Genomic DNA, 22,787 nt, shown 5'->3' with positions numbered 1-22,787 from the left:
ATGCTGAACACCGATCATCCCCGCGTTGCGGGACATGTGGCGTGGGTGCTGACCCGCGCCGACGGCACCACCGAGTTCGGCGAGGCCGACAACCTCGTCACCCTCATCGGCCTGAGAAGGTACGCGGAGGCCGGCGCCGACATCGGCGGCGTGCCGCCGGCCGCGACGGGCATGAAGCTCGGCACCGGCAGCACGGCGCCCGCGACGACCGGCGCCGGGGCAGCGCTCGCCACGTACCTGTCCAACTCGCATCAGGCGCTCGCCGGGACGCCCAGCGCCTCGACGGTGAGCGGGAAGCGGCGCATCACCTACGTCGCGACGTGGGGGGCGGGGAAGGCGACCACGGGCTCGGCGATCACCGAGGTCGTCATCGTGAACAACAGCCTGTCGGATGCGACGAGCCCGGAGGCGTCCACGCTCGCCCGGGTGCTGCTGTCGCCCAGCGTGCCGTCCAAGGGCGCGCTGGACACGCTGCAGGTCACCTGGACGCACGATCTCGGCTGACCCGGTGATCTCCTGCCCGCAGCCCCCGCGTCGGGGGTTCGTCGCCTCTGGGGGTGAGTGATGCCGACATGGAACGGGGGAGCTCCCGGGGCGACAGGCCGGTGGGACAACACGACCTGGTCGTCCACGTTCTCGTTCGGTGGCCTGTCGACGCGGTCGGCGGGCGCCCGGTGGGCGTCGGTCACGATCCCGCAGGGCGCGGTGATCGACGCGGCCACGCTGGCGTTCACCCTCTCGGGTGAGGCGAACAGCGGCCGCGCGGTCGGCGTGCACCAGGTCGACAACGCGCCGGCGCTGGGCAACGGTCAGCGCGGCACGGACAACACCCCGACCGTGGAGTGGGCGTCCGGCGGCGGCGCGAAGACCGTCAGCGTGGTCGCCGCGATCCAGGCCCTCGTCGACCGGCCCGGCTGGGCGTCCGGGAACGCCCTCACCGTCCGGTGGGATGGTCTCTCGTTCGAGTTATCCGACCGCACCCTCAGCGCCGTCAGCTTGAGCGTCGACTGGCACGACCCGTTCACCAACTACGAGCGCACCGCCGAAGACGCCGTCGGGGTGGTCGACGCTGCGGGAGCGGGCGCCGGGTGGGCGCGCGACGGTGCCGACACGGTCGGGATCGCGGATGCCGCCGAGCACCTCATGCCGACCGTCCGCGACGGCTTCGACACGGCGGCGGTGTCGGACGCGGCGGTCGCGACCCTCATCCCCGGCATCAGCCGCGGCGCCGCGGACAGCGTGCCGGTGCTCGATCAGGTCGCGGCGTCGATCGTGCGGTTCGACCCGCCCCCGCCGCCCTGGCAGGACGTCATCAGCGACCCCGAGTACATCGAGGCGATCACCGCCCTGCATCGCGACGTCGACTGGCGGGCAGAGATCATCAACCCGAGCGGTGTCGTGCTCAGCGACCCTCTCCCGTTCATCGACGGGCAACTCGTCGTCGACGCGGAACGTGACCACCGCTGGTCGGTGTCGTTCATCGTCCCCGACCAAGCGTGGTACCCGTGGCTGGAAACGGACCCCCTCCATCCGCACTCCCGGCACCGAATCCAATTGTGGTTCCAGCTGTTCCTCCCACGCTCACAGCGGTGGGTGGAGATCCCGTGCGGACGATTCCACCCCCGTGTCGGAGACGCCGCGGACGACGCCGACGCACCGCCGCTGGAGTTCGATGTCACCGGAGTCAGTGCGCTCGGCACCATCCGCCACTACCTCGTACCCATCGACGTGTCGGGCATGCGCGCGCACACTGCGATCGACACGATCCTCGCCGCTGTCGCCCCCACGCTCCCACGTGACCTGACGCCGTCGATGCACTCACTCCCGGCGGAGTACATCGTCGGTGAACCACACGACGGAGACCCCGTCGCCGACATGCACGAGATCGCCGCCGCCGCCGGAATGGTGCTCTACGAAGACCGGGTCGGCGTGATCCGGCTCGACCCGATCCCCGACGCGACGCCCATGTACGACTGGACACAGAACGTGGTGCAGCGAATCAGCGTCCGCGGGGCCGACATCACGCAAACCGTCAACACCGTCATGGTGTCGTCAACTTCCTCCGAGGTCGACCCGCCCGTCCACGCGATCGCGCAGATCATCGATCCGGAAGACCCGATCAGCGTTACCCACGGCGTCTACTACCCGCTCCCGGTCCCGTCCGACAAGGTCCGCACGGAAGCGCAAGCAGGAGAGTACGCCGTCAACCAGCTGATCCTCCGCCGAGAAGGATCACAGCAACTCGACCTTGTGACGTCCGTCCAAGCACACGTCGACGCGTTGGAGGTCGCGGTGCTCGACCATCCCCGCGCCGTCGGGCCCCGCAGGGTCACCGGGTGGTCCGTGAACCTCAACCCGGAATCGATGATGGCCGTCACGATGCGAGGTGCTGTCGATGGGTGATCTGAACACCGCGCTACGAGAAGCGCTCGTGCAAGGTCAGGAGATGCGTGACGCCCGCGTCCGTGCCATGCAGGAACGGCTCGCGAACACGAGCAGTGCGCCCACTCGGCCCGCCCGAGTTGTTGAGATCGGTGACGGAAACCGGGTGCGTGTCGAGATCAACGGCACCGTCGTTCCCGCCACGATCGACCGTTCCCTCGGCGCCGTGCACACGTCCGACACAGTCGAGACGGTTCACATGGGCGGCACCTACCGTGTCGTCCGGATCGTGACGTGGCGGGAACCCGAGCCCGTCTCCACAGAAGCTGAGCTGCCGTTGAAGCCCGACAACCCGATCAGCACGATCGCGACGACGTCGTACAGCCCGGTCGGGCTGAACGGCGCTGGCGTCGGACCTGGCAACAGCACGCAGCAGATCTACGACTACCTCTGGGACTGGCTCATCCCCGCCGTCAACTCACATGCGAGCGCGATCGGCGCACTGCAGGCGTTCGCGTCCACCTCGGCGGGACGGCTCAACAGTGTCCGCACGAGCCTCATCGAAGCCGACGCCGCGAATGTCGCAGGCAACAACTACACCGAGAACACGGGAAGCGCCGCCGCGGGAGCAGCATCGTCCACAGCCGACGCGGCAGTTGAATCAGGGACGGCACGCCGAGTGCAGGGCTTCGGCATGTCCGAAGCGCCGGAGAACATCGACCGGACCGGGTACGAGCAGTGGGACCAGACCACCCAACGGCAAGCGACGCGCATGCTCGCATGGCGCACCAGCACCCTCTACCAGATCCGTGAAGCCGTCAACCGTGGCCTCGCATACCGGAAACTCACCCAGGTTCCTGCGTTCCCCACAGTCCCGTCGGTCACGTTGGACGACCTGTCGTGGACGAGTGCAGCGAGCCAGATCGGTCTTGTCGACGACTGGTGTACGAACCGCATCGGCACGCTCATGACAGCGATCAACACCCTCCGCGCCGACCAAACGTTCGGCGCGTACGCGTACAGCGGCGGGACCACGTCATGGGTTGGTGGAACGTACCAGGCGGCACGACCGCAACTGATCGTCTCCTTCCGCAACTACCGCATCCGATGCTCCGAGCTCGGGTCCGCGTTGAAGGATCCGATCAACCGCATCAACGGCCGCTGACCCACAAGCTCCCGGGGTGCGCGTCAACGCGACCCATTGCGCGCGAAGGGCGCCCACCCGATCGCATGCCGGGTTACTCCTGGCCTCTGCGGGGCCCTGCGCGCACCCCGGGCTCTATCGAGAGGAGCCGCTGATGACGGCGACGTATCCGGGCGCCGCGTTCTTCGTGCAGTCGCCGAACTGTGCGCCGCGGCGGGCCGGGGCGCGGATCACGCATGTGATCTTGCACCTGACGGGCAACCTCGCCGACCATACGGCGTACTTCTCGCGTCGCAACGAGCGCAGCGTCGCCCCGCACCTGTACCCGCGGCCGGACGGGATGCTGACGCAGTTCGTTCGGTTCGGGTGGCGTGCGTGGACGACCGCGGTGCCGCTGGATGAGAGCGCGGTCACGTTCGAGATCGAAGCGGTCGGTGACGCGACACCCGAACAGTACGAGGCGGTCGCACGGTTCATCGCGTGGCTCGCCGACCAGACCGAGGTCGACGGCATCCCGGTCGATTTCGAGATATCCCGTGCCCGGGTGATCGGGCATCGGGAAGCGCCCGGGGTGACGAGCGGCACCGTGTGCCCGGTCGATCTGAACATCGACCGGATCGTCGCCCGCGCCCGCGACCTGAGAGGGGCACGCATGCTCTGGCCCAACGGCACCACCACCGAACCCAAGCGGTCCGACGGGTACGGGCCGCGCACGTCGATCCTGACCAGCGCCGGGTGGACGCGCCCGTTCCATGTCGGCACGGACCATCACAGCATCGGCACGATCCGGGCGATCGCCGCAGGCACGGTCATCGAGTCCGGCTGGATCGACTGGGCCGGCAATCAGGTGCTCGTCTACCTGGGCGAGCTCGACGGCATCCGCACATGGGTGCGGTACTGCCACCTCGCGTGGCCGTCGCTGCTGTCCCGCGGCGACCAGGTGGCCGCCGGCGCGGTGATCGGCACCGAGGGCGCGACCGGGCAGGCCGCCGGCGTGCACCTGCACTGGGAGATCTACCGCGGCCGCGTGGACCGCGGCACCGGCAGCAACCCGGGCGCGACCACTGACCCGCGCGCTTTCATCCTCGCCCACATGAACCAGACCGCCGGCAGCCCGGCAGGAGGAGAGGACGACATGTCCGCAGAAGCTGAACGGAAGATCGCCGCGATCTACGACGCGATCTTCACCGGCGGCACATCCATGCCCGACAATCAGCGTTCCCTGGCCGCGTCGGTCGCGGAGACCGTGCAGCTCGGCCGCATCACCGCGGGCCGTACGGGGGTGATCCAGGGGTTCTACCGGCGCAGCGAGTTGGGCCCGGAGTGGATGCTCATCGACCCGTCGTTCCCGCCGCACCCGGAGCATCCGGAGCAGGACGGGTACCGGGTCACGACCGACGCGGAGATCGCCCGCCTGATGGGCACCAACCCGGTGCTGATCTCACGCAAGGACTACATCGCCCGTCAGGCCGCCGCTCGTGAGCGCGCCGCCACGTGGCGGGCGGCGGTGGCTCCGTCGTTCGAGGCGTGAGCGTGGACTGGCAGAGCCTCGTGGAGGCGCTGGCCACCCCGGTGCTGATGGCCGGGTCGGGGATCGTGGGTGGTCTTCTGACGTCCGCGGCGCAGAAACGTGCCGCGAGGGTGCAAGCCGAAGCGCAGGCCACGTCCCGTGAGAACCATCTGATCGACCAGCTCCAGGAAGAGCTGTCGTCGTCGCGCACGGAGCAGGCGGCGCGGATGCTCGCCCAGGAAGAGCGGATGACCGGGCTCGAGGAGCGCAACGGCATCCTCGTGGACCGCACGGACCGGTACCGCGACCTGCTCCACAAGCACCGGTCCCACATCTGGGACGGCAAGCCCCCGCCCCCACCCGAATGGCCCGACGACCTGCCGCGGTAGACGCGAGCAGCAGCCCCCTGTGATGAAAGGAATCAGCATGACCAGTCCCGTGAACACCCCCAACGTCGTGATCGAGAGCCCCAAGGCTCGCAGGATCGCCCGCACCACCCTGGATGTGGTCGGTGTCCTCCTCGGCACCCTGCTCGTCATCGACGCGGCAGCACCCGAGTTCGATGTCGCCGCGTTCACCACGCCCGTCCTGGCCGGCTGGACGTACCTGCGTCTCGCGTTCGGTCTGGGCGTCGACAACCCCAACACGCCGAAGGCCTGACCCTCGCGTCACTGCATGTCACTGAGGCCTCACTGAGCCTCAGTGACATGCAGTGACGCATCACTCCGGCGTTGGAATCGAGAGGAGCCCGCCCGTGCCGTTTCCTGATGGTGTTCGTGAGCGTGTCGTGACGTGCGGGTCCGCGTACCTGCCCGTCGAGGGGGAAGACGTGATCAGCCGAGTCGATATCACCTCGACACGCATGCTGATCTGGGAGGGTCAGCCGATCGTGACGGTCGACGGGCTCCGCCACACCTCCGAACCCGGCGGGCAGATCGCGTTCACGGCGGTCGTGTCGGACATGGTCGGGATGGTCGACGCGACCACCCAGCAGGTCATCGACATCTCCGGTGGGGAGGCGACGCACCTCCTCACGGCCACGATCACCTACCTCCTCGCCCGTCGTGTGATCGGCGTCCGCAAGGTCACGTTCCCCGTCCCGACCGGGGCGGGCGCGCTGGATCTGGACCGGGCGATCGCCGCAGGCACCGTGGAGGGTGTTCCGATCGTGGTCGCCGATCAGTGGTCCGAGGTCGTGGACCAGGCGATCACCGACGCCCGCGTCGACGGCGACTGGCTTGTGCTGACCCGCCATGACGGGACCGAGATCACCGCCGGGCATGTCCGGGGCCCCGAGGGCGACTTCGTGCCCGTCATCACCGACGACACCGCCGAATGGTGGGTGCACCCGCAGGCGACGGTGTTGCAGCGGCCGGTGCCGCGGATCGTGAAGGGCGGGTTGCGTGCGGATGGGACGGTGATCGTCAGCGAGGTCACCGACGCGAGGGTGCGGACTGTTGAGGTCGGCACCGCGACGCAGGATGACCACAACGTGCCGGCGGTGTGGGCGCGTGATGGGCACCGCACGGTGGTCGCGTGGACCAACCACGGGCAGACGTCCCCGGGTGGTGACCCGCCCCGGTACATGCACCTGCGGGTCTCCGACCGTGACGGCACGCTCTCCAGCCTCCGCACGGATGCCGCGGTCCCTGTGGTGATCAACTTCACTGGCGGGGCGACCGTCGGCGTCAGCTACGCGCAGCTGCATCACATCGCGCACCTGTCCACCGTCGACGCGGCCGGCAACCCGCTCGTGGATCACTTCTGGGTCCTCACCCGCTACGGCAACACGGGGATCGGGTTCTCGTGGCGTGTCGCGCGCTTCACCGTCGACCAGGTCACCGGAGAAGTCACCGTCCTCGGCATCCAGGTTCTGTTCACGTCCGAGTTCTTGCAGTTGTACGTGACGTCCGCGGACGCGCACGGGACGGGCGATCAGGTCATCCGCCTCGCGTGCGCATACAATCCGAATACGCTGTCGAACATGACGTTGCTCTACTTCGAGCTCAACTGCGTCACCGGTGCGATCACGTCTCCGCACGCCCCGACGACCGGCAACGTCCTCACCGGTGCCGGGCTGCCGATCGACACCCGCACCGTGCCCCGCCTGATCCCGAACCTGCCGGACATCACGACCCACTCCAGGCGCCTGTCGTACGTCTCCCCGGGGCCGTTCCCGCCGCGGATCGCGATCGCCGAATGGGACAACACCACCCCGAACCAGGCGATGCAGAAGATCGTGACGGTCTCCGCCGGCGTCGCGTTCACCCGTGACCGGCTCGACCTGTCCAGCACCGGCACCTCCTACGCCGCCGCCGCGTTCCATCCCGATTTCCAGACCACCACACCGTCGGTGCGGGTGTGGCTGGCCGCCCCGATCGGCACCCCCGGCGCGACACGCACCCTCGTGCGCCGCACCTCCACCGACGGCAACAACAGGTCCTGGCAGTTGCAGTTGCTGACCGACCGGCGCCTGCAGGTGCAGTGCTCCGCCACCGGCGTGAACTTCACCGGCGGCGGTGTGCAATCCACCCTCGTCCTCCCCGCTGACGCGGTCGGGTACGGGCTCGACATCCATGCTCCCGACGACATCCGTCTCTACTACACGCTCGACGGCGACACGTGGGTGCAGTTGGGTGCGACGCTCACCGGCATCGCACCGCTCGCAAGCTCGATCGCACCCTTGGAGATCGGATCATCCACCACCGGGGCGTCCGCGACCCAGTCGATCAGCCGGTACGAGTACCGGTCCGTGCCCGACGGGACGCTGATCGCCTCGCAGATGACCGCCGGCCGCTGGCAGGACCCCGACCCGCAGGGCCGGACGTGGACCAACACGGCGACCCTCATCCCCGGCACGGACGCCGACACCGCACCCCGTGTCACCGACATCGGCATCGCCGGGCCCCGCATCGGCTACGTCGCCACGTCGAACTACGTCCCGATGCCCGCGTTCTGCGACCCTGCCGTCGACGACACGGTCATCACCGCACAGTCCACCGGCACCACCGAGACCGTCAAGATCCTCCGCCGCACCGACCTCGGCCCCTACCGTGAGCAGACCATGATGACCCAGCCCACCACCGCGGGGCGACTGTTCCGGCCGATCGTCCCGACCGGCGGGAACGTCGACCAAGCCCTCGTCGTCAACGTCACCCACTACTCGCCCTCCAACTACGAGCAGTGGGCCGCGTCCGTGAGACCCATCACGTAGCCGCGACCAGCCCCGCCCCCGCCCCGACGCCACCACGGCTCGGGGCGGGGGCGGTTTCGTCGTGTCGTGGGCCACAGAACCGTGGACAGCCACACTCTCCGGGCATAGACTGCCCGACCAAGGGGGGCCTTGGTGGTCGTCTCTGTTCGGGCTGGGAGACGAAGAACCGCCCCCAGCGGGGGGATGCTGGGGGCGGTTGCCCATTGGGGGGATCTGGGCTTTCGCCACTGTACCGGAAGTCACGGGCTCACAGGCGCTGCACGGAAAGCAGCTCCCACCCCTCGGGCACCCTCGCTTCGAGGGCGGGCATGGTGTCCGCTTCGATGTCCTTCACCCCGTCGCGCCGCGCGAACACAACCGCGGCGGACATGCGGGGGCTGCCCTTGACGGGCACGACCGGCATCGCCACCAGCTCCCACCCCGCTGGCGTCGCGGCTTCCGCCTGTGCTCGGATGTCTGCCGCATCGACCCCTTCGAGGGTGAGGGCGTGGATCTCGACGGGGCGGATTCGACCGATCAGCATGCCCCACAGCCTACGGTGAGCAGCGTATCGTGACCGTCATGTGCGCCAGCTACGGACTCGATCCCCGCTTCGCCGACGAGGAGTGGCGGGACGCCGTCGACCGGGCGGTGCTCGACGACCTCCGCACCTGGGCCGAGGAGAACAACCGCTCGACGCTCCGCCCGACGGGCATCCGGGCCCGCAACCTCAACCCCATCATCCAGCACCCCGGCTCTCTCACGCTCGCATGGTGGGGGTACCTCGTCGACGGCAAGGTCGCCCCGTTCCCATCGATCAACTCCCGCGCCGAACGCCTATCCCGTAGCCGCCGCCCTCTCGGCGGGCGGGCGATCGTCCCCGCATCGCACTGGTTGGAGATGCAGAAGCCCTCCCGGGTCTGGCACGAGCTCGCAGCCCCCGGTGACCGACTGCTCGGCATGGCGGCCGTCACGCGCCCCGGCCACACCGCCGACGGGCGCGAGTACGTCTGCTACTCGCTGGTCATGCATCCCGCGGCGGAGCACATCGCCGATGTCCACGACCGGATGCCGCTGCTCGTGGCCCCCGGTTTCGCGGACGAGTGGCTCACCAGCGACGCACCCGCCGCAGAACTTCTCGCCACGGCCGCCGGCGCCGCGCAGGACCTGGACGCGTCGATCATCGCCCGCCCCCAGGCCTCCGACACCGCGCCCGCCGCGCTGTTCTAGTCGCGCGTCACCGTCCGCAGCCGCACGGCGCTTCGCCACACGGTGGCGTACCGTTCACCGCCCTCATCCTCGAAGTAGAGGCTCACGACGCGGTCGTTCCACCCCTTGGCGAAGCCTGGGCGCAACTCCATTGGCTTGTGGCACCACGGAATCCACGCCCAGACGGGTATGACCGTATCGGCCCATGTCATCCGCTGCGGTCCGTATGCTCCCGCCGGTACGTTGCAGATCCCTGGATGCACCTCGACGGTCGCCAGGCGCCGTTCGATGATGACCTCAGCGGGCTCGAATCGTTCAACCACGGCCGGTCTCCCTTCTCCGGCCGAGGATGCCACGCTACACCGACACCGCCCCGCCCTCCAGACGAAGGAGCGGGACGGTTCGGCGCGTATCCCCGCAGAAGCGGGGCCTGCCGGTCGAGTCGACGTCGGAAGGGGTCATCCCCGCGGGGGCGGGGCATGCGGTCACGCTATCAGGGGCCGGGCTCGAATCTCACGGTCGCCGGTCGCCGTGGCCAGGACCGGCGCACGGGGGCGGGGTGCTCTCGTCGCTCTTCGGTGACGCGCGGCCGGCGGGCTTTGCGCTCCTCGCGCTGCGCCGCCTCGATGATGCGTCCGACCGCGGTGACGGTCAGGCCGTGCCTGCGCGCGAGCTTCCAGTGCGGGATGCCCTCGGCGGCGCCCTTCACGACCGCCGCGTCACGCGCGGCCTCGATCGACGCGCGGGAGGGCTTCGTCGGTGCACCCGCGGCCTGGTGCCGTGCGATCGCGGTCGGCACGTCGCCTGCCGCGTAGACCTTCTCCGTCCATTCCCGGTCCTCGGTCTGGTAGGTGATCTGCCACGTGTCGCGTGCCCCGATCGCGTGGGCTTTTGCGGGCCGGTAGCGGACCGTGTACCCGTCAGGCAGGTCGCTCACCACGCCACCCCGACGTCGATCCCCTGGGCGCGGAGCGTGGCGATGTACCCGTCGATCCACTCCCGCGCACCCTGCTGCGGGTCGTCGGCTTCGTAGATCGCCCAGGTGAACGGCCCGTAGAAGACGGTGTCGTCCACGGCGCCCGCGTGCCACGCCTTGACGAGCTTGACTGCAGGCTCGTGGATGTCAGCGAGCCGGCGGAGGATGCCGGCGATCTCGCGATGCGCGCCTTGCCGGCTCAGCCCGCCCGGGCCGATCAGCGGGCGCACCAGCGCGTCGCCAGGGATGACCTCCAGCTGGAGGTAGTTCCAGCTCATGTGCCCTGCTCCAGCAGCTCCATCGGATCGTGCACGGGTGAGGGCTCGTCGATGTAGACGATGCGAGTGCCGTGCTCTTGGTGGCACTCCGCGGCGATCATCCGGTGCCACCGTGCGGGCCTGCCCGTCGCGTCCCACGAGGCGTCGTTGTCGGCCTGCCCGCCCCGCCACACCTCGATCCTGGCGGGCGCAGCAGTCAGCGCAGCGTCACGGGCGTCAGCGTACGCGTCTTGCAGCGCCCGCACCTTGTCCGCCGTGGCGGGACTGACCGGCGCGGCCCCGGCCTTCATCTTCTGGATCATCGCCCGCGACAGCGACAGCGCACGCGCCGCATCAGTATCGTCGCCATGCGCACACGCCTCCAGAATCGACCGGAACTCCGCGCCGCTCATGCGGCACCCGCGAGGAGCTTGCGGGTCAGGGGGTGATCCCCGACGTAGATCGCGCAAGGCTGATACCCGTCGGGTACCTGCGAGGCGTAGTACCGCACCCACTGGTGCATGGTCGGGAACCCCGAATCCGACCCCGACAGCCACGAGGTCAGGGTGATCTGGACCGTGTCGGGCTCAGCCAGCTCGGCAGGACTGTGGAAGGCCTCGGCCGCGCTCAGCGCGCCCGCCTGGGAGGCGATCTCGCGCTTGCTGAGGCCGGAACGGCACAGCAGCCGCCACTGCACATTCTTGCTGCCAGGGTGGAGGCGACCCCACCGGATCCGGTCCTCGGTGATCCCCGCCTCATCAACAAGGGCCTGAATGGCGTCATGCATGGTCGTCATGATGTGATCCTCTCTGCGCTCACAGGTACCGGCCGGCGTCGCTGGCGCGGACATAGGCGCCGCAGGCGTAGCAGGTGCCGTGCGTGTCGGTCTCGTAGTGGTCGCAGCGGCGCCCGTTGTCGAGGGAGACAGCGACCTTGACGACATCGTGGCCATCAATCTCGGTGCGCCCGATGATGTCGGTCGGCCGAGCGTCCACGCCCGTGCCGTCCTTCTTGAACGCGCGGACCACCGAGCGCGGGCGCCCGGTCAGCGAGTTCAAGATGCTGCTAGCGAAGCCCGTCGCGGCGAACCCGGTCGCGTCCTTGGTGAGGACGATCTCTCCGGCGAGGATGCGGCTGGTGATGCTGTCCATGGTGACCTCCTGGTCTCGTGAGGCTTGCCCTCTGGCTTCCTCCGATACCCCCATAGTACACACATTGTGTAATCGATGCAAGCAGGAATCCGAAGATTCTCGCCACTCTCCCACCCTCCCCGCGGCACCGGGCGCAACCACCGCCAGCCCGGCGGGCACCTTGCGCCGAACCCGAGTTTGCCGCATATTAGGTCTGTGTCCCGCCGCGCACCGGCCCCGAGGCGACACGCGTTCCCCAACACGACGAAGGGGCGCCGGCTTTCACCGACGCCCCTCCAGGATCTCCATCCGATCAGCCCGTTGCCGCGGACTGTCCGACCAGATGACGGAACGCGCATTCGGCCTTGCGGTCGATGCACGGCGGGAACGTCGCACCGGTCTCGTGGTGCGAGACGGTGCCGAACTGGTCAGCGTAGAAGCCCGTGAACGGGACCCGCTGGCCGGTCTTCCAGGCCCCGTCGGGGCCCAGGGGGAAGTGGTTCTTGGCCATCGTGAGTTTCACCTCCTCTCGCGGTATCGTTCCAACATGACCCTGATCGCTTTCCCGATGGACCGGGCGTCGCGTCAAGGCGACGAGCGCACATGTTCGTGCGGCTCGACGTGGTTCAGGCTCGAACGAACGAACCTCGAAGGCATCCGGACCGGCGGCGTCGTGACCATCACCCACGACGGGCGGATCGTCGGCTACTCGGGCGAACTGATCTGCAACGACTGCGGTGAACACCAGTAGCCCCGACCCGCAGGGGCCAGGGCTGAGCATCGTCGACGGCTCACCGGAGCATGGAGCGCTCACCGGGGCTCATCTCGTACACGATCATCACGCTCTAGGTGCAGGCCTTTCTCAGACGCAGGCGGAAGGTGTGTGGCATCTCACAGCGTACGCATAGCTCCCGACGAACCGACTCCGCGACACGCCGGGGCAAGAGGAAAGCCCCCCGGGTGGACGAGGGGCTTTCCGATGATCATGTAGGTGAGCTTGCTGCCACACACGCCAACCTAGAACAACACTCAATGTACGCGTATGGGGCTTCATGTCCGCGATTGGGTGCGCGTGTCGTGAGATGCCCTGACAACCTCTGATAGCCCCGGACGACACCCGATCACGCCAGTGTGGCCCCGCCGACGAAGATCAGCTCGCACCATCTGCACTGCAGTGCTCTCTGGAACTCGACGAGCACGGTCCCGCACTCCGGGCACCGCGGCTGCTGCGCGTCGTCTAGGCCATCGTCCATGCTCGTGACGCTACCCGCATGTCCGACCCCCCGTGCACAGTAGACCCCATGGACCCTCTCACCCTGCTCGCTTTCGAGGACCGGTGGGGCGCCCAATCGGCCGCGAAAGAGGAAGCGATACGCGCCGAACTCCACCTCACCCCAGCCCGCTACTACCAACTCTTGAGCAGGATCATCGACACCCGGGAAGCCCTCGAAGCACACCCGGTGCTCGTGAACAGACTCAGGCGGATGAGAGACGCGAAGCGACGTTGATCATGTTGGGTGCAGTAACGGGTGTACCTGCCTCGACGGGGACCGGCCCGAAGCACCGACGCGGAGCTGTTCGGCTCGTCGGGGGGCGGCGGTGTATTGGTCGATCCATCTGGGAAAAGATGAAACCCCCGCGATGTAGAAGCTACGCGAGGGTTCCTGTGGCTCCGACCGGCATCGATCCGGTGACCTTTCGATTTTCAGTCGAACGCTCTACCAACTGAGCTACAGAGCCGCATGGCATCCGAAGATCGCCATGTCCGAGACGAAAGGCCCTCTTCGAGAAAAGGGCCCGTCGCTTGGAGCGACCCTGACGGGACTTGAACCCGCGACCTCCGCCGTGACAGGGCGGCACGCTAACCAACTGCGCTACAGGGCCATGCATATTCAGTTGTACGGGGTGACCCCAACGGGATTCGAACCCGTGCTACCGCCGTGAAAGGGCGGCGTCCTAGGCCGCTAAACGATGGGGCCGAGCGAACCCGGAGGCTCACGCTTACCGACGATCAAGCATAAGCGCAAACGTCGGCAAAAGTGAAATCGGGGCGGCCGTGCGCCTCGAGGCCGCCCGCGAGCCGACCGCGAGCCGACCGCGAGCCGACCGCGAGCCGACCCGCAGCGACCCCGCCGTCCGAGCCCCGACCCGCCGCCCTTGCGTCGCACGCCCTGCCCGCCTGCTTAGTGGGTTCCGCTGAAACAGGGCTGGAGGCTCGCCGTGAGTGTTGCTAATGTGACTGATGTTGTTTCGCGAAGGGAGCCCGACCGTGCGCGCGAACGATGCCGAATGCGGGTGCGCCCCCACTCACGACGAGTGGCGTGCGTTCGCGACGCCTGTCTCGCGGCGTACCGCCCTGGGCCTCACCATCGTCGGAGCGCTCGGCATCGGTGCCGCGGCATCCCTGGTCGCCTCCCCCGCCTTCGCCGACGAGTACCCCACGTGGGAAGACGTCGAGAAGGCGATGGCGAACGAGCAGGCCAAGGCCGCCGAGATCTCCCGCATCGAGAAGCTCATCGCCGATCTGACCGCCGACGTCGCGTACAAGCAGGCTGAGGCCGAGCGCCTGATGAGCGAGTTCATCGTCGCGCAGGAGGCCTTCGAAGACGCCGTCGCGCGGGCCGAGTCGCTGCAGGCGCAGGCGGACGCCGAGGCGATCCTGGCCCGCGAGGCCGCGCAGAAGCTCGGCAAGCTCGCCGCGCAGGAGTACCGCACGGGCGGCGACGACACCTCGCTCGAGCTCTTCTTCTCGGGATCGGCCGCCTCGGCCGACGACCTGCTCGCCCGCCTCGGCACGATGGACAAGATCGTCGAGGCCAACCGCGCCGTGCACACCGAGGCCGTGCGGGCCCGCGACAACGCGCAGAACCTCAGCAACCAGGCCGCCGTCGCCCGCGACGAGCGCGACCGGCTGCAGGTCGAGGCGCAGCGCAAGATGGAGTCGGCGCAGGCCGCCGCGATCGCCGCGCAGGCCGCCCTCGACACCCAGACCGCGAACCTCGACGTGCTGCAGGCGCAGCTCGCCGCCCTGCGCGACTCGACCGCGACGACCGTCGCGGGCTACGAGGCCGGCGTCGAGGCCCGCCGCAAGGCCGAGGAGGAGCGTCAGCGCCGCCTGCGCGAAGAAGAGGAGGCGCGCCGGGTCGCCCGCGAGGCCGAGGCGCAGCGTCAGCGCGACGCCGCCGCGGCGGCCGCCGCAGCCGGTGGCGGTGGCGGCGGGGGAGGCGGCGGAAGCTCATCGGGCGGCGGCGGTGGCGGAGGCGGCGGTGTCGTCAACGGCACCGGCTGGGCCCGTCCGCACGGCGGCTGGATCAACGACGGATACGGCCCGCGCCCCGTGATCTGCAGCGGCGGCGGATGCTCCAGCGGCTTCCACCGCGGCGTCGACTTCTCGGCGGGATGCTGGGATGCCATCTACGCGGCGTCCTCGGGCACCGTGAGCTTCGCGGCCTACAGCGGCACGTGGGGCAACTACGTCATGATCGACCACGGCGGCGGCATCCAGAGCGCTTACGCGCACATCGCCAACGGCGGGTACAACGTCGGCAACGGCCAGTACGTCAACGCGGGCGACGTCATCGCCTACGTCGGCACCACCGGCGCCTCCACGGGCTGCCACCTGCACTTCGAGATCTACCGCGACGGCGCGCGCATCGACCCCGTGCCGTTCATGGCCGACCGCGGGGTCTATCTCTGAGCGGGCCCTCGACCTGACGTCCGACGGCGGCGGAGACACGTGGGGCCGGATGCCACGGCATCCGGCCCCACGTCGTCACCACGTCAGATGGTCTTGGGGGCTTCGCCCTCGCCCTGCGTCTTGGTCTGGCCCTCGTGCTCGTCGAAGCGCTCGAACGCCTCGGTCACCAGGCGCTCGGCCTCCGCGGCGTTCGCCCACTCGTCGACCTTGACCCACTTGCCGGGCTCGAGGTCCTTGTAGTGCTCGAAGAAGTGGCCGATCTCGTTCCTGGTCCACTCGTCGATGTCGTCGACGTCCTGGATGTGCGCCCAGCGCGGGTCCTTCGCGAGCACGGCCACGACCTTGTCGTCGCCGCCCGCCTCGTCGCTCATCTTGAGCACGGCGACGGGACGCACCTTGGCGAGCACGCCGGGGTGGATGTCGCGGTCGAGCAGCAGGAGCACGTCGAGCGGGTCGCCGTCCTCGCCGAGCGTGTTCTCGAAGAAGCCGTAGTTGGCGGGGTAGCCCATGGGCGTGAACAGCACGCGGTCGAGGAACACGCGCCCGGTGCCGTGGTCGACCTCGTACTTCACGCGGCTGCCGCGCGGGATCTCGATGACGGCGTCGTACGCGCCCATGTGGAACTCCTTCGTGTCTGTGTCGGTCGTGCTCGGGGCCTGCCGCGCACAAGCCTAGTGGCCGGTGCGCCGCGCCACCCCGTCCGGAAGGAGGCGGGCGGCGCATCCCCGGGGCGGTACCGTGGCGAGCGTGAATCACCGACCCGGTCTCGACCCGTCCGTCGCCGAGGTGCGCCGCGCTGTGCGCGCGGCGCTCACCGGCCCGTCCGGCGGCGACGCCGTGATCGTCGCGCTCTCCGGCGGCCCCGACTCGCTCGCGCTCGCCGCCGCGGTCGCCTTCGAGGCGCCGAAGGCCGGCATCGCGGCGACGGCGGTCGTCGTCGACCACGGGCTGCAGGAGGGGTCGGACGCCGTGGCCGCCGGCGCCGCCGACGCGGCACGCTCCCTCGGGCTCGATGCCCGGGTGGCTCGCGTGCAGGTGGGCGCGGGCGCGGGGCCCGAGGCCGCCGCGCGCGAGGCGCGGTACGCGGCGCTCGCCGCCGCCGCCCGCGAGGCCGGCGCGGGCACCGTGCTGCTGGGGCACACGCTCGACGACCAGGCCGAGACCGTGCTGCTCGGCCTCGCGCGCGGCGCGGGCACCGCGAGCCTGGCGGGCATGGCGCCGGTGCGCGAGAGCGACGGCATCCGCTGGGCGCGCCCGCTGCTCGCGGTGCGGCGCGCGACGACGCACGCGGCGTGCGAGGCGCAGGGGCTGCGGCCGTGGAGCGATCCGCACAACGACGAGCGCCGCTACGCGCGCGTGCGCGTGCGCCACGAGGTGCTGCCCGTGCTGGAGCGCGAGCTGGGTCCGGGCGTCGCCGACGCCCTCGCGCGCACCGCGGAGCAGCTGAGGGAGGATGCCGAGGCCTTCGCCGACATGATCGACGAGACGATCGAGGACATCGTCGCCCACGCCGAGGCGGGCATCGCGGTGTCGGTCGCGGCGCTCGCCGCGAACCCGGCGGCGCTGCGGCACCGCATCATCCGGCACGTCGTGGCGAGCGAGTTCGGTGTGAGTCTCACCCGCGCCCAGACGCTCGACGTCGCCCGCCTCGTGACCGACTGGCACGGCCAGGGCCCGATCGACCTGCCCGCCTGCCGCGCCACCCGCACCGCCGCCTGGATCACCTTCACCGCCGCCTGACCCCGCCGGCATCCTGAAACGCCGCGAGACTGCATCTGGCGGACGAGGATGCCGGAGATTCCTGCACTCTCGGCCCGCAGACGCAGTCTCGCGGGGATAGGGGTGTGGGGCGTTGTTACTTCTTGCCGCCGAACAGGCCGCCGAGGAGGCCGCCGAGGTCGAGGCCGCCGCCCTGGCCGCCACCGCCGAGCAGGCCGCCGATGACGTCGAAGATGCCGCCGCCCTGGGCCTGTGCGCTCTGGCTCTGCGCGGCCTGGCCGCCGCCCTGGTTCTTGGCCAGCAGGCCGAGGATGATGGGCGCGAGCACGGGCAGCAGCTTGCCGAAGTCGATGCCCGCGGTCTGGGGCTCGTTCGTGAGCTTCTGCGCGACCTGGCCCGCGTCGTCGCCGAACACGTGCGTGAGGATCTTGGAGCCGTCGTTCGTGTCGACCGCGTCGAGGTCGACCTTGTCGCCGAGACCCTGGTGCTTGCCCAGCGCCTTCTCGATCGCCGACGCGCCCTCGGGGGTCTCGGCGTTCTTCTGCAGACCGCCGAGAATCGCGCCGCCGCCCTCGAGCACCGCCTTGGATGCCACGGCGGGGTCGACGCCGAGGCGCTCCGCGATCTGATCGATGGGCAGGACCTTGAGGATGTCTTCCAAGCCGGCCATGTGCGTTCCTCCCTTTCGCGGCAACCGTGCCGCGCCGTGCTCAGCCTATTGCCCCGTCTCGTCGCGCGGCACAAGGTTTCTCTAGACTTCTTCCATGCGCGCGGCCGACATCGCAGACCAGCTCACCGAAGTGCTCGTGACCGAGGAGCAGATCGAGGAGAAGCTCGAAGAGCTCGCGGCCCGCGTCGAGGCCGACTACGCGGGCAAGGACCTCGTGCTCGTGGGCGTGCTGAAGGGCGCCGTCATGGTCATGGCCGACTTCTCGCGGCGGCTGAACCGCCAGGTGACGATGGACTGGATGGCGGTCTCGTCGTACGGCGCCGGCACCAAGTCGAGCGGCGTCGTGCAGATCCGCAAGGACCTCGACACCGACCTGCACGGCAAGCACGTGCTCATCGTCGAGGACATCATCGACTCGGGCCTCACCTTGAGCTGGCTGCTGGAGAACTTCGCCTCGCGCGGCGCCGACTCGCTCGAGGTGCTCGCGCTGCTGCGCAAGCCCGAGGCCGCGAAGGTCGAGATCGACTGCCGCTACCTCGGCTTCGACATCCCCAACGACTTCGTCGTGGGCTACGGCCTCGACTACGCCGAGCGCTACCGCAACCTCCGCGACGTCGCCGTCCTCGCGCCCCACGTCTACCGGTAGTGCGGTACGCCGTGGGCGAATGCACAGACCCGGCAAAGGTGGCGCGCGATAGCCTGAAACGGATATGAAAGCGAAAAAGATCGCGCGCAGCCCGTTCCTCTACGTGGCGCTCGTCGGCATCCTCCTCCTGATCGGCATGTCTCTCATCTCGAGCCTGACCGGTCCGCAGCGTGTCACGACGCAGGAGGGACTCGAGCTGCTGCAGGGCGAGACGGTCTCCAAGGCCGTCATCACCGACGGCGACCAGCGCGTCGATCTGACGCTCTCGAAGCCCTACGAGGGCTCGTCGCAGGTGCAGTTCTACTACGTGGAGCAGCGCGCGGATGCCGTGGTCGCCGCGATCGACACCGCGGCGCCCGACGACGGGTTCGACGACGTCGTGCCGCGCCCCACGTGGCTCGACGGCCTGCTCTCGCTGCTCATCCCGCTCGCGCTGCTCGTGCTGCTGTTCTGGTTCCTGATGTCGATGGCGCAGGGCGGCAACAGCAAGGTCATGCAGTTCGGCAAGTCGCGCGCGAAGCTCGTGACCAAGGAGACCCCCACGGTCACCTTCGCCGACGTGGCCGGCGCCGACGAGGCCATCGAGGAGATGCAGGAGATCAAGGACTTCCTCAAGGACTCCGCGCGCTTCCAGGCCGTCGGCGCCCGCGTGCCCAAGGGCGTGCTGCTCTACGGCCCTCCCGGAACCGGAAAGACGCTGCTCGCGCGTGCCGTCGCGGGCGAGGCGGGCGTGCCGTTCTACTCGATCTCGGGCTCCGACTTCGTGGAGATGTTCGTCGGCGTCGGCGCGAGCCGCGTGCGCGACCTGTTCAACCAGGCCAAGGAGAACTCTCCCGCCATCATCTTCATCGACGAGATCGACGCCGTCGGCCGCCACCGCGGCGCCGGCATGGGCGGCGGCCACGACGAGCGCGAGCAGACGCTCAACCAGATGCTCGTCGAGATGGACGGTTTCGACCCCAAGGTGAACGTCATCGTCATCGCGGCGACCAACCGTCCCGACATCCTCGACCCCGCCCTGCTGCGCCCGGGTCGTTTCGACCGTCAGATCGGCGTCGACGCCCCCGACCTCAAGGGCCGCCAGAAGATCCTCGAGGTGCACGGCCGCGGCAAGCCGCTGTCGCCCTCGGTCGACCTGTCGGTCATCGCCCGCAAGACGCCGGGCTTCACCGGCGCCGATCTCGCGAACGTGCTCAACGAGGCCGCGCTGCTCACGGCGCGCTCCAACGCGCAGCTGATCGACATGCGCGCCCTCGACGAGGCGATCGACCGCGTCATCGCGGGTCCGCAGCGCCGCACCCGCGTCATGAAGGACAAGGAGAAGCTCATCACCGCGTACCACGAGGGCGGCCACGCCCTCGCCGCGGCGGCGATGAACCACACCGACCCCGTCACGAAGGTCACCATCCTGCCGCGCGGCAAGGCGCTGGGCTACACGATGGTGCTGCCGCTCGACGACAAGTACTCCGTCACCCGCAACGAGCTGCAGGACCAGCTCACTTACGCGATGGGCGGCCGCGTCGCCGAGGAGATCGTGTTCCACGACCCCACCACGGGCGCCAGCAACGACATCGAGAAGGCCACGGGCATCGCCCGCAAGATGGTCACCGAGTACGGCATGACCACCGAGGTCGGCCCCGTCAAGCTCGGCTCGTCGTCGGGCGAGGTGTTCATGGGCCGCGACATGGGCCACGGCCGCGACTTCAGCGAGCGCGTCGCCGAGCGCGTCGACCAGCAGGTGCGCGGGCTCATCGAGCAGGCGCACAACGAGGCCTATCAGGTCATCAACGACAACCGCCACGTGCTCGACCGGCTCGCCCTCGCGCTGCTGGAGAAGGAGACGCTCGACCACCTCGAGCTCGCCGAGATCTTCCGCGACGTCAAGAAGCTGCCGCCGCGCCCGCAGTGGCTGTCGAGCCAGGAGCGTCCGGTGTCGCCGCTGCCGCCCGTCGACGTGCCGCGTCGCCCGGATCTCGTCGCCGCGTCGGAGGAGGCGGGCGAGGCCGTGCAGACGTCGCCGGCGCCGCGGGCGACGGGCCAGGCCCGTCCCGCCACGGCGTGATGCGTCGTGGCCGTCGACCGTGAGCGCGTCGCCGCGCTCGTGCGCGAGCTGCTCGTCGCGATCGGCGAGGACCCCGACCGCCCGGGCCTGAGGCAGACGCCGCAGCGGGTCGCCGACGCCTACGGCGAGTTCTTCGCGGGCGTGGGGGAGGATGCCGCGGCGCCGCTCGCGCACACGATCTCGGTGTCGCGCGGTCCGGCGCCCGACACGCTGCCGTCGGGTGCCGTGATGCTGCGCGACGTGCGCTTCCGGTCGGTGTGCGAGCACCATCTGCTGCCGTTCGCGGGTCGCGCGCACATCGCCTACCTGCCGGGCGAGCAGGTCGTGGGGCTCGGCGCGCTCGCGCGCGTCGTCGACGTGCTCGCGGCGCGCCCGCAGGTGCAGGAGCGCCTGGGCGAGCAGATCGCCGACACGATCGCGGGCGCCCTCGACGCGCGCGGGGTGCTCGTCGTGCTCGACGCCGTGCACGAGTGCGTGACGATGCGCGGGGGCCGGCAGCCCTCGGCATCCACCGTCACGATCGCCGCGCGCGGCGAGCTGTCGGAGCCGGCCGCCCGCGCCGAGCTCGTCGCCCTCATCGGAGGCGCGGCGTGACGACGCTCATCATGGGCGTGGTCAACGTCACCCCCGACTCGTTCAGCGACGGCGGGCGCTATCTGGGCGTCGCGGATGCCGTGGCGCACGGCCGCGCGCTGAGGGCCGCCGGCGCCGACATCCTCGACGTCGGCGGGGAGTCCACGCGGCCCGGCGCCGAGCGGGTGGATGCCGCGGTCGAGCGCGCCCGCGTGCTGCCGGTGATCTCGGCGCTCGCCGCCGAGGGTGCCATGATCAGCGTCGACACGCTCAACGCGTCGACCGCCGCCGCCGCGATCGCGGCGGGCGCGCTGATCGTCAACGACGTGTCGGGCGGGCTCGCCGACCGCGAGATGCTCGACGTCGTCGCCGACACCGAGGCGCACATCGCGCTGGGACACTGGCGCGGCCCGTCGGCGGACATGTACGCCCGCGCGCAGTACGACGACGTGCTCGAGGAGGTGCTCGCCGAGCTGGGCGAGCGGCATCACGAGGCGATGGCCGCCGGCATCCCGCCCGATCGCATCGTCGTGGACCCCGGCTTCGGCTTCGGCAAGCGCGGCGAGCAGAACTGGGCGCTGTTGCGGGGGCTGGAGCGCGTGACGGCGTGGGGGCCGCGCGTGCTCGTCGGCACGAGCCGCAAGCGCTTCCTCGCCGAGCTGCTGGAGGATGCCGGGGAGGACGCCGGTGGTGCTGTCACCGAGGCGCGCCGCGACCTCGCGACCGCGGTCACGAGCGTGCTCGCCGCGCAGGCCGGCGCGTGGGCGGTGCGCGTGCACGACGTCGCCGCGACCCGCGACGCCCTCGCCGTGTGGCGCGCGGGCCGCTGACCGCCGCATCCGTGCGGCGCGCCTCGTGCGCGGTTCTCCGAACTTCGCGGAGCGCGCGGCTCAGGCGGCGGGCGGCTCGATGACGCGCACGAGGCTGTCGAGGCCGCGCAGGCCGGCCGCGTCGAGGGTCACGAGCGTCAGGTCGTGCGCGGCGGCGACGGCCGCGATCATCCGGTCGGTGCGGTGGGCCTTCGGATCGCCGCCGCGGTCGGCGACGCGCGCCGCGATGAGCCCGAACGCGCGGGCCGCGCCGTCGTCGAAGGGGATGCCGTCGCCGAACACCTCCCGTGCCGTCTCGAACGCCGTCATGCGCTGCCGCGCCACGGTCGCCGTCGTCGCCATCGCGACGCCCAGGCGCAGCTCGGCATAGGTGAGGCTGCTGAGCGCGACCCGTTCGAAGCCCTCCAGGGTGAAGCGGCGCTGCTCCTGGAAGAGCGCGATGACGGTCGAGGTGTCGAGCAGGGCGGCCGTCATGCCCACGGGTCGCGTTCGGGCGCTTCGCGGGCCGCGCGCAGCTCGTCGAGCCATCCCTCGTCGATCGCAATCGCCCGCACGCGCGCCATCGCCTCGGCGCCGCTCACACCCGACGCCGGCCGGTGCGGAACGAGGTCGGCGATGGGCCGGTTGTGCCGCATGACGACGACCGTCGCCCCGTCGCTCACCTCGTCGAGCGCGCGCGTGGGATTCTGCCGCAGCTCGCCCACGGAGATCGTCATGCTCATGGGGAGACGATACCGACAAAGTAGACAAGTGTCTAGATATTCGTCCCGACGCCGCCCACGAGGTTCG

Annotated in this window: 29 protein-coding genes and 3 tRNA genes; 16 read left to right on the top strand and 16 right to left on the bottom strand. The window is 69.9% G+C overall.

The window, feature by feature from the left end:
• The 7 genes from AOA12_RS19680 to AOA12_RS19650 all read left to right on the top strand — a co-directional run bounded on the left by AOA12_RS19680 (position 1) and on the right by AOA12_RS19650 (position 8,250).
• Positions 1-504: a hypothetical protein gene (locus AOA12_RS19680; protein WP_054686455.1), complete on the top strand. Its 504-nt coding sequence runs from the start codon at positions 1-3 to the stop codon at positions 502-504.
• A 60-nt stretch (positions 505-564) separates the two neighbouring features.
• Positions 565-2,403, top strand: coding sequence for a hypothetical protein (locus AOA12_RS19675; RefSeq protein ID WP_054686454.1), 1,839 nt, complete (start codon positions 565-567; stop codon positions 2,401-2,403).
• A complete protein-coding gene (locus tag AOA12_RS19670) occupies positions 2,396-3,547 on the top strand; it encodes a hypothetical protein (protein ID WP_156366594.1) in 1,152 nt (383 codons plus the stop codon). Before AOA12_RS19675 ends, AOA12_RS19670 begins: the two co-directional genes overlap by 8 nt.
• Positions 3,548-3,680: 133 nt before the next feature.
• Positions 3,681-5,057: a peptidoglycan DD-metalloendopeptidase family protein gene (locus AOA12_RS19665; RefSeq protein ID WP_054686452.1), complete on the top strand. Its 1,377-nt coding sequence runs from the start codon at positions 3,681-3,683 to the stop codon at positions 5,055-5,057.
• A gap of 2 nt (positions 5,058-5,059) precedes the next feature.
• Positions 5,060-5,425 (top strand): hypothetical protein, encoded by a 366-nt coding sequence (locus AOA12_RS19660; protein ID WP_054686451.1) that lies wholly within the window; start codon positions 5,060-5,062, stop codon positions 5,423-5,425.
• Positions 5,426-5,462: 37 nt separating this feature from the next.
• Positions 5,463-5,696, top strand: a complete 234-nt coding sequence (locus AOA12_RS19655) for a hypothetical protein (RefSeq protein WP_054686450.1) — start codon at positions 5,463-5,465, stop codon at positions 5,694-5,696.
• A 202-nt stretch (positions 5,697-5,898) separates the two neighbouring features.
• Entirely contained in the window at positions 5,899-8,250 is a 2,352-nt protein-coding gene (locus AOA12_RS19650; RefSeq protein WP_197280997.1) for a hypothetical protein, read from the top strand.
• A gap of 247 nt (positions 8,251-8,497) precedes the next feature.
• Here AOA12_RS19650 and AOA12_RS19645 read toward each other — a convergent pair whose 3' ends face one another.
• Positions 8,498-8,773, bottom strand: a complete 276-nt coding sequence (locus tag AOA12_RS19645; protein ID WP_054686448.1) for a hypothetical protein — start codon at positions 8,771-8,773, stop codon at positions 8,498-8,500.
• Between the two features lie 38 nt (positions 8,774-8,811).
• On the opposite strand from AOA12_RS19645, the gene AOA12_RS19640 reads away from it, so the two are divergent.
• Positions 8,812-9,459: an SOS response-associated peptidase family protein gene (locus tag AOA12_RS19640; protein WP_054687260.1), complete on the top strand. Its 648-nt coding sequence runs from the start codon at positions 8,812-8,814 to the stop codon at positions 9,457-9,459.
• On the opposite strand, the gene AOA12_RS23295 is transcribed toward AOA12_RS19640, so the two are convergent.
• From AOA12_RS23295 to AOA12_RS19610, 7 genes are all read right to left on the bottom strand, one after another.
• The gene (locus tag AOA12_RS23295) at positions 9,456-9,761 is read right to left on the bottom strand and encodes a hypothetical protein (protein ID WP_156366592.1); all 306 of its coding nucleotides are present in this window, start codon (positions 9,759-9,761) and stop codon (positions 9,456-9,458) included. The two genes, AOA12_RS19640 and AOA12_RS23295, sit on opposite strands and share 4 nt — an antisense overlap.
• Positions 9,762-9,931: 170 nt before the next feature.
• Entirely contained in the window at positions 9,932-10,375 is a 444-nt protein-coding gene (locus AOA12_RS19635) for a hypothetical protein (RefSeq protein WP_156366591.1), read from the bottom strand.
• A complete protein-coding gene (locus tag AOA12_RS19630) occupies positions 10,372-10,692 on the bottom strand; it encodes a hypothetical protein (RefSeq protein ID WP_054686446.1) in 321 nt (106 codons plus the stop codon). Before AOA12_RS19630 ends, AOA12_RS19635 begins: the two co-directional genes overlap by 4 nt.
• Positions 10,689-11,084, bottom strand: a complete 396-nt coding sequence (locus AOA12_RS19625; protein WP_054686445.1) for a hypothetical protein — start codon at positions 11,082-11,084, stop codon at positions 10,689-10,691. Before AOA12_RS19625 ends, AOA12_RS19630 begins: the two co-directional genes overlap by 4 nt.
• Entirely contained in the window at positions 11,081-11,467 is a 387-nt protein-coding gene (locus AOA12_RS19620; RefSeq protein ID WP_054686444.1) for a hypothetical protein, read from the bottom strand. Before AOA12_RS19620 ends, AOA12_RS19625 begins: the two co-directional genes overlap by 4 nt.
• A gap of 19 nt (positions 11,468-11,486) precedes the next feature.
• Entirely contained in the window at positions 11,487-11,822 is a 336-nt protein-coding gene (locus tag AOA12_RS19615; RefSeq protein WP_054686443.1) for a hypothetical protein, read from the bottom strand.
• Between the two features lie 292 nt (positions 11,823-12,114).
• Positions 12,115-12,312 carry a hypothetical protein gene (locus tag AOA12_RS19610; RefSeq protein ID WP_054686442.1) on the bottom strand — a complete coding sequence of 66 codons (198 nt, stop codon included), beginning with the start codon at positions 12,310-12,312 and terminating at the stop codon, positions 12,115-12,117.
• Positions 12,313-12,348: 36 nt separating this feature from the next.
• Between AOA12_RS19610 and AOA12_RS19605 the strand changes: the two genes are divergently transcribed.
• Complete coding sequence (locus AOA12_RS19605; RefSeq protein ID WP_054686441.1) at positions 12,349-12,552, top strand: hypothetical protein; 204 nt, start codon at positions 12,349-12,351, stop codon at positions 12,550-12,552.
• 370 nt (positions 12,553-12,922) lie between these two features.
• On the opposite strand, the gene AOA12_RS24055 is transcribed toward AOA12_RS19605, so the two are convergent.
• Complete coding sequence (locus AOA12_RS24055; RefSeq protein WP_257720148.1) at positions 12,923-13,054, bottom strand: hypothetical protein; 132 nt, start codon at positions 13,052-13,054, stop codon at positions 12,923-12,925.
• 48 nt (positions 13,055-13,102) lie between these two features.
• Here AOA12_RS24055 and AOA12_RS22775 point away from each other — a divergent pair, with 48 nt between their 5' ends.
• The gene (locus AOA12_RS22775; protein WP_082406550.1) at positions 13,103-13,309 is read left to right on the top strand and encodes a DUF3263 domain-containing protein; all 207 of its coding nucleotides are present in this window, start codon (positions 13,103-13,105) and stop codon (positions 13,307-13,309) included.
• A gap of 159 nt (positions 13,310-13,468) precedes the next feature.
• Here AOA12_RS22775 and AOA12_RS19595 read toward each other — a convergent pair.
• The 3 genes from AOA12_RS19595 to AOA12_RS19585 all read right to left on the bottom strand — a co-directional run bounded on the left by AOA12_RS19595 (position 13,469) and on the right by AOA12_RS19585 (position 13,780).
• Positions 13,469-13,541, bottom strand: a tRNA-Phe gene (locus tag AOA12_RS19595).
• Between the two features lie 70 nt (positions 13,542-13,611).
• A tRNA-Asp gene (locus AOA12_RS19590) sits at positions 13,612-13,685 on the bottom strand.
• 22 nt (positions 13,686-13,707) lie between these two features.
• A tRNA-Glu gene (locus AOA12_RS19585) sits at positions 13,708-13,780 on the bottom strand.
• Positions 13,781-14,070: 290 nt separating this feature from the next.
• On the opposite strand from AOA12_RS19585, the gene AOA12_RS19580 reads away from it, so the two are divergent.
• The gene (locus tag AOA12_RS19580) at positions 14,071-15,498 is read left to right on the top strand and encodes a M23 family metallopeptidase (protein ID WP_335337364.1); all 1,428 of its coding nucleotides are present in this window, start codon (positions 14,071-14,073) and stop codon (positions 15,496-15,498) included.
• An 83-nt stretch (positions 15,499-15,581) separates the two neighbouring features.
• Here the strand turns inward: AOA12_RS19580 and AOA12_RS19575 are convergent, their stop codons facing one another.
• On the bottom strand, positions 15,582-16,115 hold the full coding sequence (locus AOA12_RS19575) for an inorganic diphosphatase (RefSeq protein ID WP_054686438.1): 534 nt from the start codon (positions 16,113-16,115) through the stop codon (positions 15,582-15,584).
• A gap of 121 nt (positions 16,116-16,236) precedes the next feature.
• Between AOA12_RS19575 and tilS the strand changes: the two genes are divergently transcribed.
• Positions 16,237-17,238: a tRNA lysidine(34) synthetase TilS gene (tilS, locus tag AOA12_RS19570; protein WP_054686437.1), complete on the top strand. Its 1,002-nt coding sequence runs from the start codon at positions 16,237-16,239 to the stop codon at positions 17,236-17,238.
• Between the two features lie 115 nt (positions 17,239-17,353).
• On the opposite strand, the gene AOA12_RS19565 is transcribed toward tilS, so the two are convergent.
• A complete protein-coding gene (locus AOA12_RS19565; protein WP_054686436.1) occupies positions 17,354-17,887 on the bottom strand; it encodes a DUF937 domain-containing protein in 534 nt (177 codons plus the stop codon).
• Positions 17,888-17,981: 94 nt separating this feature from the next.
• On the opposite strand from AOA12_RS19565, the gene hpt reads away from it, so the two are divergent.
• The 4 genes from hpt (at position 17,982) to folP (ending at position 21,998) form a co-directional block, all read left to right on the top strand.
• Complete coding sequence (gene hpt, locus AOA12_RS19560; protein ID WP_054686435.1) at positions 17,982-18,533, top strand: hypoxanthine phosphoribosyltransferase; 552 nt, start codon at positions 17,982-17,984, stop codon at positions 18,531-18,533.
• Between the two features lie 64 nt (positions 18,534-18,597).
• Complete coding sequence (gene ftsH, locus AOA12_RS19555) at positions 18,598-20,595, top strand: ATP-dependent zinc metalloprotease FtsH (protein ID WP_054686434.1); 1,998 nt, start codon at positions 18,598-18,600, stop codon at positions 20,593-20,595.
• 6 nt (positions 20,596-20,601) lie between these two features.
• The gene (gene folE, locus AOA12_RS19550) at positions 20,602-21,189 is read left to right on the top strand and encodes a GTP cyclohydrolase I (RefSeq protein WP_054686433.1); all 588 of its coding nucleotides are present in this window, start codon (positions 20,602-20,604) and stop codon (positions 21,187-21,189) included.
• Positions 21,190-21,200: 11 nt separating this feature from the next.
• On the top strand, positions 21,201-21,998 hold the full coding sequence (gene folP / locus AOA12_RS19545; RefSeq protein ID WP_054687259.1) for a dihydropteroate synthase: 798 nt from the start codon (positions 21,201-21,203) through the stop codon (positions 21,996-21,998).
• A gap of 60 nt (positions 21,999-22,058) precedes the next feature.
• Here the strand turns inward: folP and AOA12_RS19540 are convergent, their stop codons facing one another.
• Entirely contained in the window at positions 22,059-22,472 is a 414-nt protein-coding gene (locus tag AOA12_RS19540) for a PIN domain-containing protein (protein WP_197280995.1), read from the bottom strand.
• Complete coding sequence (locus tag AOA12_RS19535; protein ID WP_197280992.1) at positions 22,469-22,720, bottom strand: type II toxin-antitoxin system Phd/YefM family antitoxin; 252 nt, start codon at positions 22,718-22,720, stop codon at positions 22,469-22,471. Before AOA12_RS19535 ends, AOA12_RS19540 begins: the two co-directional genes overlap by 4 nt.
• Between the last annotated feature and the right edge of the window lie 67 nt (positions 22,721-22,787).

Source organism: Microbacterium sp. No. 7 (genome assembly GCF_001314225.1).
In the GTDB taxonomy this organism is placed as follows: Bacteria; Actinomycetota; Actinomycetes; order Actinomycetales; family Microbacteriaceae; genus Microbacterium.
Note: the sequence above shows the minus strand (reverse complement) of the source record. Positions and strands in the feature narration are given on the sequence as shown.

Excerpts from the sequence above, each read along its gene's own strand:
- AOA12_RS19620 (WP_054686444.1), bottom strand. The coding sequence starts at position 11,467 with ATGACGACCATGCATGACGCCATTCAGGCCCTTGTTGATGAGGCGGGG.
- AOA12_RS19630 (WP_054686446.1), bottom strand. The coding sequence starts at position 10,692 with ATGAGCTGGAACTACCTCCAGCTGGAGGTCATCCCTGGCGACGCGCTG.
- AOA12_RS19605 (WP_054686441.1), top strand. The coding sequence starts at position 12,349 with ATGACCCTGATCGCTTTCCCGATGGACCGGGCGTCGCGTCAAGGCGAC.
- AOA12_RS19655 (WP_054686450.1), top strand. The coding sequence starts at position 5,463 with ATGACCAGTCCCGTGAACACCCCCAACGTCGTGATCGAGAGCCCCAAG.
- AOA12_RS19535 (WP_197280992.1), bottom strand. The coding sequence starts at position 22,720 with ATGAGCATGACGATCTCCGTGGGCGAGCTGCGGCAGAATCCCACGCGC.
- AOA12_RS19645 (WP_054686448.1), bottom strand. The coding sequence starts at position 8,773 with ATGCTGATCGGTCGAATCCGCCCCGTCGAGATCCACGCCCTCACCCTC.
- folP (WP_054687259.1), top strand. The coding sequence starts at position 21,201 with ATGGGCGTGGTCAACGTCACCCCCGACTCGTTCAGCGACGGCGGGCGC.
- AOA12_RS24055 (WP_257720148.1), bottom strand. The coding sequence starts at position 13,054 with ATGGACGATGGCCTAGACGACGCGCAGCAGCCGCGGTGCCCGGAGTGC.
- AOA12_RS19615 (WP_054686443.1), bottom strand. The coding sequence starts at position 11,822 with ATGGACAGCATCACCAGCCGCATCCTCGCCGGAGAGATCGTCCTCACC.
- AOA12_RS19650 (WP_197280997.1), top strand. The coding sequence starts at position 5,899 with ATGCTGATCTGGGAGGGTCAGCCGATCGTGACGGTCGACGGGCTCCGC.
- ftsH (WP_054686434.1), top strand. The coding sequence starts at position 18,598 with ATGAAAGCGAAAAAGATCGCGCGCAGCCCGTTCCTCTACGTGGCGCTC.
- AOA12_RS19540 (WP_197280995.1), bottom strand. The coding sequence starts at position 22,472 with ATGACGGCCGCCCTGCTCGACACCTCGACCGTCATCGCGCTCTTCCAG.
- AOA12_RS19640 (WP_054687260.1), top strand. The coding sequence starts at position 8,812 with ATGTGCGCCAGCTACGGACTCGATCCCCGCTTCGCCGACGAGGAGTGG.
- AOA12_RS19625 (WP_054686445.1), bottom strand. The coding sequence starts at position 11,084 with ATGAGCGGCGCGGAGTTCCGGTCGATTCTGGAGGCGTGTGCGCATGGC.
- AOA12_RS19610 (WP_054686442.1), bottom strand. The coding sequence starts at position 12,312 with ATGGCCAAGAACCACTTCCCCCTGGGCCCCGACGGGGCCTGGAAGACC.
- AOA12_RS19575 (WP_054686438.1), bottom strand. The coding sequence starts at position 16,115 with ATGGGCGCGTACGACGCCGTCATCGAGATCCCGCGCGGCAGCCGCGTG.
- AOA12_RS22775 (WP_082406550.1), top strand. The coding sequence starts at position 13,103 with ATGGACCCTCTCACCCTGCTCGCTTTCGAGGACCGGTGGGGCGCCCAA.
- AOA12_RS19675 (WP_054686454.1), top strand. The coding sequence starts at position 565 with ATGCCGACATGGAACGGGGGAGCTCCCGGGGCGACAGGCCGGTGGGAC.
- AOA12_RS19680 (WP_054686455.1), top strand. The coding sequence starts at position 1 with ATGCTGAACACCGATCATCCCCGCGTTGCGGGACATGTGGCGTGGGTG.
- AOA12_RS19565 (WP_054686436.1), bottom strand. The coding sequence starts at position 17,887 with ATGGCCGGCTTGGAAGACATCCTCAAGGTCCTGCCCATCGATCAGATC.
- AOA12_RS19665 (WP_054686452.1), top strand. The coding sequence starts at position 3,681 with ATGACGGCGACGTATCCGGGCGCCGCGTTCTTCGTGCAGTCGCCGAAC.
- hpt (WP_054686435.1), top strand. The coding sequence starts at position 17,982 with ATGCGCGCGGCCGACATCGCAGACCAGCTCACCGAAGTGCTCGTGACC.
- AOA12_RS19670 (WP_156366594.1), top strand. The coding sequence starts at position 2,396 with ATGGGTGATCTGAACACCGCGCTACGAGAAGCGCTCGTGCAAGGTCAG.